18 protein-coding genes are annotated in these 16,680 nt (G+C 57.0%); 6 read left to right on the plus strand and 12 right to left on the minus strand.

The features are described 5' to 3' along the window. Nucleotides 1-38 precede the first annotated feature (38 nt). Entirely contained in the window at nucleotides 39-1,667 is a 1,629-nt protein-coding gene (locus ABJI08_RS04845; RefSeq protein ID WP_348400698.1) for an AMP-binding protein, read from the minus strand. A 158-nt stretch (nucleotides 1,668-1,825) separates the two neighbouring features. Between ABJI08_RS04845 and ABJI08_RS04850 the strand changes: the two genes are divergently transcribed. The 3 genes from ABJI08_RS04850 (at nucleotide 1,826) to ABJI08_RS04860 (ending at nucleotide 4,370) form a co-directional block, all read left to right on the plus strand. After that, entirely contained in the window at nucleotides 1,826-2,743 is a 918-nt protein-coding gene (locus ABJI08_RS04850; protein ID WP_348400699.1) for a DMT family transporter, read from the plus strand. Between the two features lie 185 nt (nucleotides 2,744-2,928). Beyond that, complete coding sequence (locus tag ABJI08_RS04855) at nucleotides 2,929-3,543, plus strand: Hint domain-containing protein (protein WP_348400700.1); 615 nt, start codon at nucleotides 2,929-2,931, stop codon at nucleotides 3,541-3,543. Between the two features lie 191 nt (nucleotides 3,544-3,734). Then, complete coding sequence (locus ABJI08_RS04860; RefSeq protein ID WP_348400701.1) at nucleotides 3,735-4,370, plus strand: Hint domain-containing protein; 636 nt, start codon at nucleotides 3,735-3,737, stop codon at nucleotides 4,368-4,370. A 64-nt stretch (nucleotides 4,371-4,434) separates the two neighbouring features. Here the strand turns inward: ABJI08_RS04860 and ABJI08_RS04865 are convergent, their stop codons facing one another. The 8 genes from ABJI08_RS04865 to ABJI08_RS04900 form a co-directional block, all read right to left on the minus strand. Next, complete coding sequence (locus tag ABJI08_RS04865) at nucleotides 4,435-6,630, minus strand: 3-hydroxyacyl-CoA dehydrogenase NAD-binding domain-containing protein (protein WP_348400702.1); 2,196 nt, start codon at nucleotides 6,628-6,630, stop codon at nucleotides 4,435-4,437. Beyond that, nucleotides 6,627-7,112 carry a cupin domain-containing protein gene (locus ABJI08_RS04870; protein ID WP_348400703.1) on the minus strand — a complete coding sequence of 162 codons (486 nt, stop codon included), beginning with the start codon at nucleotides 7,110-7,112 and terminating at the stop codon, nucleotides 6,627-6,629. The genes ABJI08_RS04865 and ABJI08_RS04870 overlap by 4 nt, the downstream gene beginning before the upstream one ends. Further along, on the minus strand, nucleotides 7,112-8,323 hold the full coding sequence (locus ABJI08_RS04875; RefSeq protein ID WP_348400704.1) for an acetyl-CoA C-acetyltransferase: 1,212 nt from the start codon (nucleotides 8,321-8,323) through the stop codon (nucleotides 7,112-7,114). Before ABJI08_RS04875 ends, ABJI08_RS04870 begins: the two co-directional genes overlap by 1 nt. A gap of 13 nt (nucleotides 8,324-8,336) precedes the next feature. After that, on the minus strand, nucleotides 8,337-8,975 hold the full coding sequence (locus tag ABJI08_RS04880; protein ID WP_348400705.1) for a glutathione S-transferase: 639 nt from the start codon (nucleotides 8,973-8,975) through the stop codon (nucleotides 8,337-8,339). 312 nt (nucleotides 8,976-9,287) lie between these two features. Next, on the minus strand, nucleotides 9,288-9,500 hold the full coding sequence (locus ABJI08_RS04885; protein ID WP_348400706.1) for a hypothetical protein: 213 nt from the start codon (nucleotides 9,498-9,500) through the stop codon (nucleotides 9,288-9,290). A gap of 28 nt (nucleotides 9,501-9,528) precedes the next feature. Further along, nucleotides 9,529-11,304: an acyl-CoA dehydrogenase C-terminal domain-containing protein gene (locus ABJI08_RS04890; RefSeq protein WP_348400707.1), complete on the minus strand. Its 1,776-nt coding sequence runs from the start codon at nucleotides 11,302-11,304 to the stop codon at nucleotides 9,529-9,531. Nucleotides 11,305-11,322: 18 nt separating this feature from the next. Next, nucleotides 11,323-11,724, minus strand: a complete 402-nt coding sequence (locus tag ABJI08_RS04895) for a MerR family DNA-binding transcriptional regulator (protein WP_348400708.1) — start codon at nucleotides 11,722-11,724, stop codon at nucleotides 11,323-11,325. A 267-nt stretch (nucleotides 11,725-11,991) separates the two neighbouring features. Further along, nucleotides 11,992-12,369, minus strand: coding sequence for a MerR family DNA-binding transcriptional regulator (locus ABJI08_RS04900; protein ID WP_348400709.1), 378 nt, complete (start codon nucleotides 12,367-12,369; stop codon nucleotides 11,992-11,994). A 117-nt stretch (nucleotides 12,370-12,486) separates the two neighbouring features. Here ABJI08_RS04900 and ABJI08_RS04905 point away from each other — a divergent pair, with 117 nt between their 5' ends. From ABJI08_RS04905 to ABJI08_RS04915, 3 genes are read left to right on the plus strand one after another with little or no spacing between them, the layout of a single operon-like run. Further along, a complete protein-coding gene (locus ABJI08_RS04905) occupies nucleotides 12,487-12,909 on the plus strand; it encodes a PaaI family thioesterase (RefSeq protein ID WP_348400710.1) in 423 nt (140 codons plus the stop codon). After that, nucleotides 12,909-13,430 carry a PaaI family thioesterase gene (locus tag ABJI08_RS04910; RefSeq protein ID WP_348400711.1) on the plus strand — a complete coding sequence of 174 codons (522 nt, stop codon included), beginning with the start codon at nucleotides 12,909-12,911 and terminating at the stop codon, nucleotides 13,428-13,430. The genes ABJI08_RS04905 and ABJI08_RS04910 overlap by 1 nt, the downstream gene beginning before the upstream one ends. Next, on the plus strand, nucleotides 13,423-14,751 hold the full coding sequence (locus ABJI08_RS04915) for an MATE family efflux transporter (protein ID WP_348400733.1): 1,329 nt from the start codon (nucleotides 13,423-13,425) through the stop codon (nucleotides 14,749-14,751). Before ABJI08_RS04910 ends, ABJI08_RS04915 begins: the two co-directional genes overlap by 8 nt. 131 nt (nucleotides 14,752-14,882) lie before the next feature. Here ABJI08_RS04915 and arsC read toward each other — a convergent pair whose 3' ends face one another. From arsC to ABJI08_RS04930, 3 genes are read right to left on the minus strand one after another with little or no spacing between them, the layout of a single operon-like run. Next, on the minus strand, nucleotides 14,883-15,221 hold the full coding sequence (gene arsC, locus ABJI08_RS04920; protein WP_348400712.1) for an arsenate reductase (glutaredoxin): 339 nt from the start codon (nucleotides 15,219-15,221) through the stop codon (nucleotides 14,883-14,885). After that, a complete protein-coding gene (locus ABJI08_RS04925; RefSeq protein WP_348400713.1) occupies nucleotides 15,218-16,276 on the minus strand; it encodes a quinone-dependent dihydroorotate dehydrogenase in 1,059 nt (352 codons plus the stop codon). Before ABJI08_RS04925 ends, arsC begins: the two co-directional genes overlap by 4 nt. Continuing rightward, complete coding sequence (locus ABJI08_RS04930) at nucleotides 16,273-16,614, minus strand: DUF952 domain-containing protein (protein WP_348400714.1); 342 nt, start codon at nucleotides 16,612-16,614, stop codon at nucleotides 16,273-16,275. Before ABJI08_RS04930 ends, ABJI08_RS04925 begins: the two co-directional genes overlap by 4 nt. Between the last annotated feature and the right edge of the window lie 66 nt (nucleotides 16,615-16,680).

The raw sequence follows: 16,680 nt of genomic DNA on the forward strand, positions 1-16,680 counted from the left end.
ACCGGATTTGAAGGGGAACTGCGCGCATGGCGAAATGTTCAAATCGACCTGGCCTGTTTTCGCAATTCAAACTTCTGAATTTTCCCGGTCGAAGTTTTGGGCAACTCCTGAAACACAACTTTCTTCGGCGCCTTGAAACCTGCAAGGCTTTGCCGGGCAAAGGCGATGATCTCGGTCTCATCTGCTGCGGCGCCTTCCAGCAATTCGACAAAGGCGCACGGGACTTCGCCCCATTTGTCGTCGGGTTTGGCAACAACTGCCGCCAGATTGATCGCCGGGTGGTGCATCAACACGCCTTCGACCTCGACCGAGCTGATGTTTTCGCCCCCCGAGATGATGATATCCTTGGCACGATCGGTGATCTGCACATAGGTGTCGGGGTGCTGAATGGCGATGTCACCGGAATGAAAATACCCGCCGGAGAACGCCTTTCTGGTGGCGTCAGGGTTCTTCAGATAGCCTTTCATGACACCGTTGCCCCGGATCATGATTTCCCCCTGCGTTTCGCCGTCCATCGGGATCTGCGCCATCGTTTCATCCAGCACCGTCACATGTTCCATAAACGGCATGGCAACACCCTGACGTGCCTTGATACCAGCACGATCATTGCTCTCCAGATCGTCCCAACGTTCTGCATCCCAAAGGCATTCTGTGGCCGGGCCGTATACTTCCGTCAGCCCGTAGACCTGCGTGATGTTAAAGCCCAGCGGTTCAATACGCGCCAGCGTGGCCGGGGCAGGTGGCGCGCCTGCGGTGAACACTTCGACGATGTGATCCACCGGGCGGCGCGTGTCTTCTGGCGCGTTGACCAGCATGTTCAACACTATGGGCGCACCGCCAAAATGGGTCACACCTTCGTCTGCAATGGCATCAAAGATATTGGCGGCCGTGATGTCACGACAGCACACAACCGTGCCCCCCACCATGGGCATCATCCAAGTGTGGCACCAGCCGTTGCAATGAAACAGCGGAACAATGGTCAGATAGATCGGATGCAGCGTGATGCGCCAGCTGATCACCTGACCCATGGCGTTCAGGTATGCGCCGCGATGGTGAAACACCACGCCTTTGGGCGCGCCGGTGGTGCCGGATGTATAGTTCAGCGAAATGCTTTCCCATTCGTCCTGCGGCATAACCCAGCTGAACCCGGGCTGCGCATCCGCCAACAGGGTTTCATATTCGGGGTAACGCCCAGAGGCCGGGTGGCCATTGTTAGGGTCTGCGACCTCAATCAGAATGGGCGCATCGCCCTGCATTTCCTCACATGCGGCTTCGGCAAGCGACAGGAATTCGGTATCGACCAACACGGCTTTGGCGCCACCATGGTCGAAAATATAGGCCACAGTACTAACGTCCAGACGGACATTGATACAGTTCAAAACCGCGCCACAGGCGGGCACGCCAAAGTGAGCTTCGGCGGCGGCCGGGATATTGGGCAACAGTGTCGCCACCACTTCGCCGGGCTCAACCCCAAGCGTGCTCAGCGCTGCGGCCAATCTGGTCACGCGGTCATGGTATTCACGGTAGGTCTTGCGATGTGTGCCATAGACAACCGCCATGTGGTCGGGAAAAACCGTCAACGCCCTCTGCAGCCCCGACAAAGGGGTCAGAGGCACATAATTCGCCGCGCATTTTTCAAGCCCTGCCTCATCCTTCATCCAGCCCATGCGCGCCCCTCCATTGCGTATCCGGTTGATTCCAGGAGCGGTCCGCGCGCCCCGTTTGGCGGTATGAAAGGCGACATTTGCAAATGATGCAACTGATCTGATGCTTGCAATCGCGCTGCGATACTGTTTCCTCTCAAAACAGGTGAGGGAGTGAAGCGATGAGCACGTCGCAACAACCGGGTGTCGGTACGCCAGAGAACCGTCCAACCGCGGCCGCGTTGTCGATGCTGTCGGCGATGGCCCTAATCGGCCTGATCGACAATTTCATTGCGCGTATTTCCGAGAGCATCGGGCTTTGGCAGTTTGTGATGCTGCGATCCTTGTTGATGATGCCTCTGTTGATCCTGATGTCGCGGATTGGATTGGGGCGTCTGCGCCCGATCCGCTGGAAACCGGTCATCGCACGCGGGATCATGTTGTCGACGTCGATGTTTTTGTATTTCGGGGCGCTGGGCCTGATGCCCATTGCCGAAGCGCTGGCCGGATTGTTCACTTCGCCGATTTTTGTTTTGCTGATCAATGCGATCATTCAACGCAAACGTATTGGCCCGTGGCGTATTCTTGCGGTTGTGATCGGGTTTTGTGGCATCCTGATGGTGTTGCAACCGGGTGCGCGCGGGTTTAGTCCAGTCATGATAATGCCGGTAGCCGCCGGGTTCTTTTACGCAATTTCCTCGATCGCGACCCGAAGCTGGTGCGCTGGCGAAAGTGCCACCATTTTGTTGGGGGCCAATATGGTATTGCTGGGCGGTATGGCGACGCTGGTGCAGGTTGGTCTGACTCTGTGGAGGATCGAGGATGGCAGCTTTCTGGCACGCAGCTGGGTCTGGCTGTTTTGGGACGTGCTGCCATTATTGATGCTGCAGGCGGTGGGGTCGTTGGTGGGCGTGTTCTTTATCATTCGGGCCTATCAGCTTGATGAACCATCCAACGTGGCAGTGTTTGAATATTCGATCATGATATTTGCCCCGGTCTTTGCGTGGGTGTTATTTGGTCAGGGTGTTGGCGTCTTGCAGCTTGCCGGGATCGCTATGATTGCATCTGCTGGCGTGATTATTGCCGTTCGGTCACGATAGCGGAAACAACTATCCCGTGACGCCCGGATCACATCGCATCAGGCAACAATGCCGCAAAAGCTCCTGAATTGAGGCTCATTTGTTGCGAATTTTACTCGCTTATTGGTTGAAGTGGATAAATGGCACCCGCAGCCCAAAGGACTGACATGATTGGAAAGCAACCTGGCGACCTTCGCCGGGATATTGTGACAAGGCGCAAACCAGCACCCGATGACCTTGTGTTGACCGGGGCGGGATGTGGTCTGATTCAGGGCACGCAAGTCGGCACGCGCGATGGCTGGGTGCCGGTTGAGACGCTGGTGCCGGGTGCTGAAGTGCTGACTTTTGATGCGGGTTTTCAGACAATGACGTCGCTGATCCGCGATGTGGCGTGGGATGCAGACAGACTGTGCCCCCGCACACTTTGGCCGCTCAATGTGCCTGCCGGAACTCTGGAAAACCGCGACGATCTGTTGGTGATGCCGCATCAGGGGGTGTTGATCGAATGCGAGGATGTTTCCGATCCCTGGGGCGACCCTTACGCAATTGTCCCCGGAGCCGCGCTGGACGTGCTGGCGGGGGTGGAACGTCAGGAACTGTGCGGCGAAGTCGAGGTGTTTTTGCCTGTTTTTGAGGAAGATCAGGTGGTGTTTGCCAATCACGGATTGCTGCTGTTCTGTCAAAGTCACTGGGGCGTGCGCGACGGGAAAGTGCCAACACATGCGACGGCGTCGAATTACAACATGTTGCCTATTGCCACAGCCAGAGTTTTGCTTGAAATGGGCGTCATGTCGGACGATGTCCTGATCGCAAACGAATGAACGCATTCGCTTAACTTCTGATCAGTTTCCAATATTTCGGCAGATTATTCGTCCGACTTACTAAACCAAGGGTTGGGGTGAGCAAGGTTTTGCACCTATGGGTTGACATTTTCTGACCCAACGTCACCCTAGTCCTATATCGCGCTAAATTAATTCTGGCGAAACCGAGAGAACAGCGCTGGGAACACCCTGTGGCATCGAAACGTATTGATTGTGAGTTTGCATTTGTAGGTCTGGGTTGTGCCAATTGCGGTGCAGACGGTCTTTTGGGCGGAACCGAAGTTGCGTTGGCCCAAGGCAGCCGCGATGTTGCCTCGCTTGTGGTCGGGGACCAGGTTCTGACCCTTGAACATGGGGTGCAACATTTGCAGGATATTCAGGCGACCGACATCTGGCGCCATCCCGGAACCTGCCCCAACAATGTGCTACCCTCGTATTTTCCACCGGGCGCCATCGGAAACCGCGTGCCTTTGGTGTTGCAGGATGAAACCATGGTGGCGCTGTCTTGCCCGTCTTACGCCGAGAAAACCGGTCAGCCCATTGCGCTGATCCGTGTTGCCGATATGGATGGGTTCAACGGCGCAACTCGCTTTCAACCAGACGCACCGGCCCGGCTCTTTGTGCTGAAATTCGCGCATGAACAGGTGATTTCGGTGGCCGGTGGTGCGCTGGTTGAATGCCCGTCTGCACACGGGTTTCTGGCGCTTGGGGAACCGGATATGGGCCGGCGGGTGACAGAAACAGACAAGGGTTATCCGAAACTGACCCGCGATCAGGCTGATGTTTTTCTGAGCTGTCTGGAACAGGATCTGGCGGAAAAGACCTGAAGTCCCAAATCAAAAAGGCGCGCCATGATGGCACGCCTTTTCTATGCTTTAGCTAGCGCCTCGATCAGGCAGCTTTTGCCTCGGGTCCGAAACGGCCATAGAAAGTCTGACCTTTGTCCGCCATTTCGCGCAGCAATGGCGGACAAGCAAACCGATCTCCGAATTTGTCCGCCAATGCGTCGCACCGTGCGGCGGCCCATGGCGCGCCGACAATGTCGAGCCAGCTGAACGGCCCACCTGACCAAGGCATAAAGCCCCAGCCCAGAATGGCGCCAACATCCCCTTCGCGGATGTCTTCCAGCACGCCGGCCTCCAGCGCTCGCACCGCCTCCAGAACCTGCGCGAATATCAGACGGTGCTGCACTTCGATCAAGTCTGGCTGTTCGTCCAGCGGTGGGAACTTGTCATCGAAACCCTTCCAATAGCCCAACCGTTTGCCATTTTCGTCATAGTCAAAGAACCCGGCCTTGGCTTTGCGGCCAAAGCGGCCTTCGTCGACCATCCAGAATGTCACGTCATCGGCCACCGACCTAGGATAGGCATCGCCCATGGCTGCCATCGTGGCCTTGGCAATCTTGGCTCCCAGATCCAGCGAGGTTTCATCGACCAGCTGAATGGGTCCAACCGGGAAGCCCAACAGCTGTGCGGCATGATCCAGCAACGGGCGCCCAACCCCTTCGCCCGCCATCATCACACCTTCGTTGATATAGGGGATGATACAGCGGTTGGCATAAAAGAACCGCTCATCGTTGACGACAATTGGCGTCTTTTTGATCTGACGCACATAGTCCAGCGCCTTGGCCACTGCGCGTGGTCCAGTTTCCTTGCCCTTGATGATTTCGACCAGCATCATTTTCTCGACAGGCGAAAAGAAATGGATGCCGATGAACTGATCCGGCCGCACCGACGCCTTGGCCAGTTCGCTGATCGGCAAGGTGGAGGTGTTGGAGGCAAAGATGGCATCCTCGGGGATGATCGCCTCGACCTTTTTGGTCATCTCGGCTTTGACGCCCGGGTCTTCGAACACCGCTTCGATGATCAAATCGACATCGGCCAAAGCCGTCAGATCGGTTGTGGCGTTGATCTTGGCCAGCAATGCGTCTTTCTGCTCGGGCGTTGCCTTTTTGCGTTTGATGCCCTTGTCCATATAGGTCTCGGAATAGGCTTTGCCGCGGTCCGCCGCATCCTGCGACTGATCGATCAGCACCACATCCATGCCTGCCCGGGCCGACACCAGCGCGATACCCGCGCCCATCATGCCCGCGCCCAGAACGCCAACTTTCTTGCAGCGTTGATCAGGTACATCAGGCCGGTTGGCGCCTTTTTCCAACGCTTCCTTGTTGATGAACAACGACTGGATCATGGCCGACGATGACGGGTTCATCAGAACGTTCACGAACCAGCGCGCTTCGATCTTAAGCGCAGTGTCAAACGGCACCATCGCGCCTTCATAAACCGCGCTCAGCAATGCCTTGGCGGCGGGGTACACGCCCCAGGTGTTGCCATTGACCATGGCGCTGGCCCCGACAAAAGTCATGAAGCCAGCCGGGTGATAAGGCTCGCCGCCGGGCATTTTGTACCCCTTGGCATCCCATGGCTTCACCAGATCGGCGTCTTTGGCGTTCAGCACCCAGTCGCGCGCGGCCGCAACCGGATCAGCGACTATCTCGTCAATAATGCCTGCCGCTTTGGCTTTTTTGGGATCAACCATTTTTCCCTGTAACAGGAACGGTGACGCCGCCATTGCCCCCATCTTGCGCACAAATCGCGTGGTGCCGCCCATGCCCGGAAATATACCGACCATGATCTCGGGCAGGCCGATCTTGGCCTTGGGATTGTCGGCACAGAAAATGCGATGCGTTGCCAGCGGCAGCTCCAGCCCAATGCCAAGCGCGGTGCCGGGCAGGGCGGTGACAATTGGTTTGCCACCCTTATCGGTCTTGGGGTCCATTCCGGCCCGTTCAATTTTGCGCAGGAACGTGTGGCCCCGCATGGTGAAATCAAACAGCGCCTGCGCCGGAGCGTCCCCGGCATTTTCCCGGATCGACCCCAAAACGTTCAGGTCCATACCGCCCGCAAACGTATCCTTGCCCGACGTGATCACCGCGCCCTTGATGGCGTCATCGGCAAGAACTTCGTCAATAAAGCCTTCCAGAACCCCAAACGCATCCACGCTCAGCACGTTCATGCTTTTGTCGGCCACGTCCCATGTGATGATGGCAACACCGTCGTCGCCCACGTTCATTGTGAAATCAGTCATGTTTTGTCTCCGATCTGATCAGCCGTCAGCGGGCTGCCATCTTTTCGCGTGAAGGAATAGCCGTCGGTATCCACGTTCACCTTCATGTCGATATCGCTGTAAAAAGCGGTTTCTGTCGGGGTGCGCGTGCCAACCACCAAAAAGGCCGCTGGCACGTCAGTTTTGTTGATCAGGTGATGACCATTTGCATCCCGTGCCGGAAAAGATGCGCAATCACCAGGGTGCCTCACGTGCGCGCCGTTGTCATCCACCAGAACAAGTTCGCCTTCGGTCATGATCAAAAATTCATCCTGCTTCATGTGATAATGGCGTAGCGAGGATTGCGCGCCCGGCGCAAGCCGGACGAGGTTGACCCCAAATTGGGTGATCCCGCTTGCATCTCCGACGGCTTGACTGGAACGGCCCTCAAAGCCATCCGCGAGCTTGCCCGGATAGGAGCACCGAGATGTGGAAGCGATCTGTGACAAATCCAGTTTTGGCATCAGACGCGCTCGATTATTGTGGCGGCGCCCATACCGGACGCGATGCACAAGGTGGCCAAGCCCACCTCTTTGTCCGAGCGTTCCAGCTCGTCCAGAAGCGTGCCGATGATGATGGCCCCTGTGGCGCCCAACGGGTGCCCCATCGCGATCGAGCCGCCATTGACGTTGACCAGCTCAGGATCAACGTCAAACGCCTGCTGGAACCGCAAAACGACGCTGGCAAAGGCTTCGTTCACCTCAAACAGATCGATGTCGGAAATCGCCAAGCCGCTGTCGGCCAGAATTTTCCGGGTGGCAGGCACAGGGCCGGTCAGCATGATGGTGGGATCGGTGCCGATTTTACAGGTCTGGCGAATGCGCGCACGCGGCTTGATGCCGAACTTTTTGCCGAACTCTGCGTTGCCAATCAACACGCCCGCAGACCCGTCAACGATGCCCGACGAATTGCCCGCATGGTGAATATGGTTCACCTCTTCGAGATGTGGATATTTCATCAGGGCAATTTTATCAAAGCCGGGCATGTGTTTGCCCATGTCTTCAAACGACGCCTTCAGCGCGCCAAGGGATTGCATATCCGTGCCCGGGCGCATGTATTCATCATGGTCCAGAATGGACAGACCGTTCATGTCACGCACTGTGATGATCGACTTGTCAAAACGGTTGTCATCCCACGCAGCCTTAGCCCGGCGCTGAGATTCCACGGCCAGCGCATCTGCCTGATCCCGAGAAAACCCGTATTCGGTGGCAATGATGTCTGCCGATATGCCTTGCGGCACAAAATACTGGTCCATTGCGACGGTTGGATCAACCGCAACTGCGGCGCCGTCTGAGCCCATCGGCACACGGCCCATCATCTCGACGCCGCCTGCGATATAGGCGTCACCAGCACCGCCACGCACCTGGTTTGCGGCCAGATTGACCGCTTCCATACCCGAGGCACAGAACCGGTTGATCGCCAGCCCGGGAATGGATTCATCCAGATCCGACGCCATCACAGCTGTGCGCGCCAGACAACCGCCCTGTTCCTTGACTTGAGTAACATTGCCCCAAATCACGTCTTCGACGGCGTGCCCGTCCAGACCGTTTCGCTCTTTCAGGGCGTTCAGCACATTGGCCGACAAGCGTACCGATGTGACTTCATGCAGGGCGCCGTCCTTGCGCCCTTTGCCGCGCGGCGTGCGTACCGCGTCATAGATATAGGCTTCGGTCATGGTCTTCTCCTTGTCAGGCGCGGTCCGCAGGGGAACCGGGCATCAGGTCGTAGGGATGTTTCCATCCCGGCGTGTCTTGAATATTGCTCAGCCAACGATCGATATTAGGCCAGTCAGCGCGCGAAAACCCAAAGGGTTCGGGATAGAACAAATACCCGCAGCAAGAGATGTCCGCATTGGTCAGCCGGTCCGCGACAATCCAGTCGCGCCTCTCAAGATGGGTGTTCAGAACGTCATAAGCCGCCTTGAGGCGTCCCTGATTGAACGCGATGACATCAGCGTTGCGGTGTTGTTCAGGCAGGAAATTCATCAGGAAACGCGTCATGCCAGCCTGGGAAGATAATTTGTGGTTGTCCCATAGTACCCACCGGAAAATCTCGTAGTTTTCGTCACGATCCGCACCACCGAATTTGCCTGACTTTTCAGTGATATACGCCTGAATAGCGCCTGACTGGCTGGTGCGAAAATCGCCATCCACCAAGACCGGTGCCTCGCCCATTTCGTTGACATCGCCGCGATACTGAGGCGTACGGGTTTCGCCGCCAAAAAAGTCAACTTTGACTGGCGCCCAGTCAAGTCCTGACAGCTCCAGCGCCAGCGCGGCTTTGTAGGAATTGCCGCTTTCTCCAAAGCAATAGAGATTGATCGTCATGGGTGCCTCCCTGTGGCAAATGTCGCGGCGGGGGTTTCACACCCCCGCACCCCCGTGGAGTATTTCTGGCAAAATGAAGTCAAAGTGTTTCACAAGTTGTTAAGGTTAATGCGGTTTCCTCTGAGATGCGGAACAGGCTGGAGAGCCGATGGCCGCGCAAGGTGAAGCCCTGCTGTCTGACCTGCGTTCCGCCTGGCGGTCGGGTAAGATGGCAGGGAAATTTGCGTCTTCATTTTGCCAAAAATACTCTCGCCGAAGGCGTCCTGACCCGGCCTCAAGCGCGGAATAAAAAGTTGGCCCGATCATTCCCGCCTACCTCTTTCTTCTTTCCAGTTCGGTATTGAATTGGCGCAGCCGGTGCGCCAGCCCTTCGGCGTCGGTTACCGCGTCGAAGTTTTCGAACAGAAAAGACAATGCCTCACCTTCGTCCAACCCGGCTTCAGACGCAAAGCTGCGCAGTTTTCGATAGCCATCTTCGGTCATGGCAACCGGAAAGCGGCGGGTCAGGCGAAATCGTTTTGGCATAGGTCCTCCCTTACTTTTTCTGACTGGTTCAGAAGGCTTCGGCGTCAAGCGCCATAACTGTGTCCGCACCAGATTGAATGCGCGTCAGGTGCATGCCCGTGGCGGGCAGGCGACGCGCCATATAATAGCGCCCCGTGGCCACCTTGGTTTCATAAAACGCCGTGTCGCTGGCGCCACTGGCAAGCGCTGCGTTGGCCGATTTGGCCATACGCGCCCACATCAGGCCAAGGCAGACATGGCCGAACAGGTGCATGAAATCATAAGATCCAGACAGCGCATTGTTCGGGTTCTTCATCCCGTTTTGCATAAAGTACATGCCAGCGGCTTGAAGGTCCTTGGAGGCGGCCTTGAGCGGGTCGATGAAATCTTTCAACCCGTCGTCATCGGCGTTTTCCTTGCAGAAGGATTTGACCAGATCAAAAAACGCCATGACGTGTTTGCCACCATCCTGCCCAAGCTTGCGCCCAACCAGGTCAAGCGCCTGAACACCGTTGGCACCTTCATAGATCATGGCGATCCGGGCATCGCGGGTGAACTGGCTCATGCCGTGTTCTTCGATGTATCCGTGCCCGCCATATATCTGCTGGGCAAGAACGGTCATGTCATAGCCTTCGTCCGTCAGAAAGCCTTTGATGACGGGTGTCAGCAAGCTGACCAGCCCGTCGGCGTCTTTGTCATCGGCGCGGTGGGCGGCATCGATCATATTTGCGCCCCAAAGAATGAATGCGCGCCCGCCTTCGATAAAGGATTTCTGGTCCATCAGCGAACGACGAATGTCGGGATGCACAATCAGCGGATCAGCCGGGCCATCCGGGTTTTTTGCACCAGTGACATCGCGCCCCTGCAGGCGGTCTTTGGCATAAATCACGGCGTTTTGATACGCCGCTTCGGCCGCTGCCAGACCTTGCATGCCCACACCCAGACGCGCTTCGTTCATCATAGTGAACATGGCACGCATGCCTTTGTGCTCTTCGCCCAGCAAGTAGCCTTCGGCGTCGTCATAGTTCATCACACAGGTCGAATTGCCGTGGATGCCCATTTTCTTTTCGATATTGCCCACGGACACGCCATTTCGCGCGCCGATGGCCCCGGCGTCGTCAACTTTGAACTTGGGCACGATGAACAGCGACACGCCTTTGATGCCTTCCGGCCCGCCGGGTATCTTAGCGAGCACCAGATGTATGACATTGTCGGCCATGTCGTGATCCCCGGCAGAGATAAAGATCTTTTGTCCGGTGATTTTGAACGTGCCGTCGTCCTGCGGTTCAGCTTTGGTCCGCATCAGGCCCAGATCGGTGCCGCAATGCGGCTCGGTCAGGTTCATGGTGCCGGTCCATTCACAGGAAACCATTTTCGGCAGCCATTTGTCTTTTTGTGCGTTCGTTCCATGCACAAGGATCGCCGAGGCGGCCCCGTGTGTCAGGCCCTGATACATGGTAAAGGCCTGGTTTGAGCCGGAAAACAGCTCGCCCACGGCGGTGCCCAGCACATAGGGCATGTTTTGCCCGCCATATTCCTCTGGCATGTCCAACCCGGGCCAGCCACCTTCTTTGACCTGCTCAAATGCCGCCTTAAAGCCGGTGGGCGTGTAGACCACGCCGTTTTCCAGACGGCAGCCTTCCTGATCGCCGACGGTGTTCAGCGGAGCCAGCACATCGCCGGTCAGCTTTCCGGCCTCTTCCAAAACGGCGCCGGTAAAATCGGCTTCCAGCTCGTCATAGCCGGGGATGTCGGAACCGGACACATTCAATACGTCGTGCAGTACAAACTGCATGTCTTTCACAGGGGCGGTATAGGTTGGCATGTCTCTTCTCCCTTGAAACTATTCGGCGGCTTTTTTGTCGTTGGCAAAAGAGTCGAGAATGCGCTCGCCCCATTTGAGCTGTTCCTTGAGGTCATCGATGGCCTCGTTCAGCTCGTCGCGCTGTTCTTCCATGTCCTGCAGGCGCAACTGGGCCACCTCATAGGTGCGTTTCAGCTGTGTCGCTTGCTGGTCGCCCATGTCGTAGAGATTCAGCAACTGCCGGATTTCTTCGAGGGAGAAGCCAAATCGCTTGCCGCGCAGGATCAGCTTCAGGCGGGCCCGGTCCCGTTTGGTGAACAGGCGCTTCTGGCCTTCTCGCACCGGGAACAACAGTTCCTTGGCTTCGTAAAACCGCAAAGTGCGCGGGGTCACGTCATACGTGTCGCACATCTCGCGGATGGTCATCAAAGTTTCGCTCATCGTTTCATCCTTGGCATCATCAGACAGGGGACAAATTGGAATGTGCTTACAAAGATACAATAGTGCTTGACGTTGACGTAAGTAAGACGTCACGTCACTTGGTGATTAACGGGTTCACGAAGGAATGATGAGCCGGAACAGGGTGCTTTTGGGCGGTTTCGCCTTAAAAATATATTGATCAGGGGAGAGGTGTGGTTTGCGATGCGCAGCCGGATATCACGCAGCCGCGCCCTTTTGTGACGTGACGTTGCAACGAGACAGGCGGCTTCAGGCGGATTTTTCCAGCAACTCGACCGTTTCGTCACGCAGTTCTTTCAACTCTTGCATGGCCGTATCCAGCTGTGCGCGCTGTTCTGTCAGCTCTTCGTACTGGCGGTCTGCCATCTCGATAAAGGCCTGCATCTGCGCCTGCGTGCCTTCGTGTTCATAGATCAGCAACCACTGACGGATGTCTTCCAGCTTGATGCCGAATTTACGTCCCCGCATGATCAACGTCATACGCGCTACTTCGCGGGATCCAAAGAATCGCGACCGGCCTTCACGGTCCGGCTGCAGCAGCTCGATATACTCGTAATACCGCAATGTCCGTGGTGTGACGTCAAAGCGGGCGCACATTTCCTTGAAGGTCAGGCGTGTATCGGACATCGTGCAGTTCTCCCTTAGGGGAAAACTTAAGTTGCATTCACGACAAGGGCAACCGCCCCCTTGCCCCTGACAGGCATTGACGCCCATAAATACGCCAGAGCACACCCGGAGCAGACCATGAATCCTGACAAGGCCAGAATTGCCGAGCAATTCATCAATGCCATTCCTCATTGTAAGGCGTTGAATATGACGCTGACCGACATCGGCGATGGGGTGGCCGAGATGAGCCTGCCGTATGATCTGCGCATTGTGGGCGACCCGGAAACCGGCGTCGTGCATGGCGGGGCGGTTTCGGCGCTGATGGACACGTGCTGTGGTGCCGCTGCAATGAGCCATCCCAAATCGCCTTCATCGACGGCGACGATTGACCTGCGTATTGATTATATGCGCCCCGCGACGCCCGGACAGACTATTCGCACCCGCGCCGAATGTTATCGCATCACCCGCAGCGTGGCGTTTGTGCGGGCCACGGCGATGGATGATGATGACACCAGCCCGGTTGCAGCCGCAACCGGTGCCTTTACCGTGGAACTTAAATAATGGCGCGCAAACCCCCTGAACCGGTGCAGGTTGTCAAACAACGACGTGACGCTGCGATGAACGCTTTGGTGCATGGTGTGCCTTATATCCAGTTCCTTGGCATTGAGTTTGAACGCCGCGGAGATGAGCTGACTGCAATCCTGCCATTTGACGAAAAGCTGATTGGCAATCCGATATTGCGGGCGATCCATGGCGGGGTCACGGCTGGATTTCTGGAAACCACTGCTGTGATCGGGCTGGCGTGGTCTGTATTGTGGGACGACATCGAATCCGGTCGGATCGATGCCGAGGCTCTGACGTTGGGACATTTGCCGCGCATGCCCAAGACAATTGATTTTACCGTCGACTATCTGCGCTCCGGCCTGCCACGGGATTCTTATGCCCGCGCTCGGGTCAACCGGTCGGGACGTCGCTATGCTTCGGTGCATGTCGAAGCATGGCAGGATCAACGCGCAGTTTTGTTTGCGCAGGGCACAGGCCATTTCCTGATGCCTCAGCGTGTCCCTGACAAAGATGCCTGAATTCGCTCCGGTCACGCACCGCCGAATCCTGCGCAACGCGTTGCCTATCGTGTTGGCCAATGCCACCGTTCCGATTTTGGGCGCTGTTGATACAGGCGTCGTCGGACAAATAGGAGAGGCCGCACCAATTGGTGCAGTGGGCATCGGTGCGATCATCCTTTCAGGGCTTTACTGGGTGTTTGGCTTTTTGCGCATGGGCACAACCGGGCTGACCAGTCAGGCCCATGGTGCCGGACAGTCTGGTGAAGTGACCGCCTTGCTGGTGCGGGCCCTCATCATCGGGCTGGCAGGCGGCGCGTTGATTATTCTCTGTCAGAGCCTTTTGTTTCAGGGCGCGTTTTATGCCTCGCCCGCCAGCCCCGAGGTCGAAGGCTTGGCACGCGAATATCTGACAATCCGCATCTGGTCGGCACCCGCCGCGATTGGGCTGTACGGTTTAACCGGGTGGCTGATCGCCCTTGAGCGGTCACGTGCGGTGCTGGTCATTCAGGTCTGGATGAATGGTCTGAATATTGTTTTGGACCTGTGGTTCGTGCTTGGTCTGGGCTGGGGTGTTCAGGGGGTGGCCATTGCCACGTTCCTTGCGGAATGGAGCGGGTTTGCGCTAGCGCTTTGGATGTGTCGCGACGCGTTTCAGCAACCGGCATGGCGCGATTGGTCGCGCGTGTTTGACCGCGCCAGCCTGATACAAATGGCCGCCGTGAACCGCGACATCCTACTGCGCTCGCTCATGCTCCAGGGCATTTTCATTTCCTTCCTGTTTTTGGGCGCGGATTTCGGCGACGTCACGCTGGCCGCCAATCAGGTTCTGATGCAATTTCTTCAGATCACCGCCTATGCGCTGGATGGGTTTGCCTTTGCGGTCGAGGCGTTGGTTGGTCAGGCGCTGGGCGCGCGTGATCGTTACGGCCTGCGCCGCGCCGCGCTGTTGTCGAGCTATTGGGGGCTGGGCTGTGTTGTGGTCCTGTCGCTGGTCTTTGCGCTGACAGGAGGCATGATCATCGACATTATGACGACAGCGCCCGATGTGCGTCTGTCGGCGCGCGACTACTTGCCCTGGATGGTGGCTGCACCGTTGATTGGCGTCGCAAGCTGGATGCTGGACGGGATCTTTATTGGTGCCACGCAAAGCCGCGAAATGCGAAATATGATGCTGCTGTCCTTGCTGGTCTATGTCGCGGCGGTGTTCGCGTTGGTTCCGGTCTGGGGCAATCACGGTTTGTGGGCGGCTTTGTTGATCAGCTTTGTTGCGCGCGGTGTCACACTGGGCTGGCGCTATCCCAAGCTAGAAGAACTGGCCGATCCGGTCCCGGCAAAGTGAGGGGAACGCGATAGTCTTAGCGCGATACGCCGGATCATAGCCACAGGCGCGGCCGTGCTTGGTCGCTAAAACGAGACCGACGCAATACCGACGTGATACCGACGCACCACCGATACCCCGAAACCGGACCCTTAAAGGATGCCCAAAACCGCTTCGGGTGGGCGTCCCATGGCCGCTTTGCCTTTGGCCAGAACAATCGGGCGTTCGATCAGTGCCGGGTGTTCGGCCATCGCTTGAAACAGGCGTGCGTCGTCATCATCCTTGGTCAGTCCCAGTTCGCGAAACAGCGCATCCTTGGCGCGCATCATCCCGATCACAGGGCCACCCAACAGCGCGTGAACTTGCTTGATTTCGTCAAGGCCTGGCGCGTCGTCCAGATAGCGGCGAATTGTGACGTCGCCCTTTTCTTCAACCAACGCAAGGGTTTGGCGTGATTTTGAACAGCGTGGATTGTGCCAGATGATTGTCATAGCCACTCTTCCCGTTTGCTGCCAACCGCGTCGGCAACGTTTTTAAAACCATCTCGCTCTAACAAAGCATCAAGCCCTTGGACAATGTCCTGAACCATCGACAAGCCACCATAGACAAGCGCCGTATATAGCTGAACCGCCGAGGCGCCCGCGCAAATCTTGGCAAAGGCGTCTTCTGCGGTGCTGATCCCGCCCACGCCGATCAACGGTATTTTGCCATCGGTCAACTGTGACATGCGCGCCAACACCTTGGTAGAACTGGAAAAAAGCGGCTTGCCCGAAAGCCCGCCAGCCTCGTCTCGATGCGCGCTGGCCAGCCCGTCGCGCGACAAAGTGGTGTTGGTTGTGATAATCCCGTCAATGCCGGTGTCAAACGCCACTTCTGCGATTTCAGCAAGCTCAGACTGTGAAAGGTCCGGTGCAATTTTGAGGAACACCGGTATTCTGGTCTCCAGCCCATTGCGCACATCCAGCACGCCGGTCAGCAACGCCGTCAGCGCCGATTTTCCCTGCAAATCCCGTAGCTTCTCGGTGTTGGGAGAGCTGACATTGACGGTGGCAAAATCCAGATGTTGGCCACAACAGGCCAGCACTTTGGCAAAATCAGCCGCGCGATCTTCGCTGTCTTTGTTGGCGCCAAGGTTCAGACCGATGACAGCCTGCTTTGGCCGGTCAGACAATCGCGCCGCAATGGCGTCCATACCGTCATTGTTGAAACCAAACCGATTGATTGCCGCCTGATCTTCGGTCAGCCGGAACAGGCGTGGTTTCGGATTGCCGGGTTGTGGGTGCGGCGTTGCGGCACCCACCTCGTAAAAGCCAAAGCCAGCCCGCGACAAGCCATTGAGAACAGTGGAATTTTTGTCAAACCCGGCTGCGAGACCAACTGGGTTGGGCAGCGATATCCCAGCAAGATTTGTCTTGAGCCGCGATGACGTTAATTTGCCCGGAGCAGGCGCCAACCCCAACTGCAGCGCGCGCAAGGCCCAGCCATGGGCCGCCTCGGGGTCGATGCTGTGCAACGCCTTCATACCTATGGATTCAAGCACCTTCATATGCCGAGTCCCGCCGGGAACTGATGGGTGTCATCAACAAGCGGCAATGGCTGAGCCCAACTGACATCAGAGATACGCAATTCTCTGAAAAGATGCGGGAAAAGCGCGCCGCCTCGTGATGTTTCCCATTTGAGATCATCACCCAGCGTGTCAGTTTCGACGCCCAGCAGGAACAGATCATCTGCCCCGGCAAAGTGTTTCGCGGCGGTTTCCGCAGCTTGCTCCGCGGTGGAAAAATGAACAAACCCATCGGCAATGTCGACCGGGGCGCCATTTGTCTGGCCGTTGCTGCGCAATTCTGCCCATTCATTGGCCCGGAATATTTTAAAAATCAGCATATGTTGGACATGCAACGCAGCGACCGCAAGGTCAAGCGGTCTAAGCCTTTGACAGCCGCCCCGTTT

This window comes from Shimia sp. (assembly GCF_039969785.1).
GTDB lineage: Bacteria > Pseudomonadota > Alphaproteobacteria > Rhodobacterales > Rhodobacteraceae > Shimia.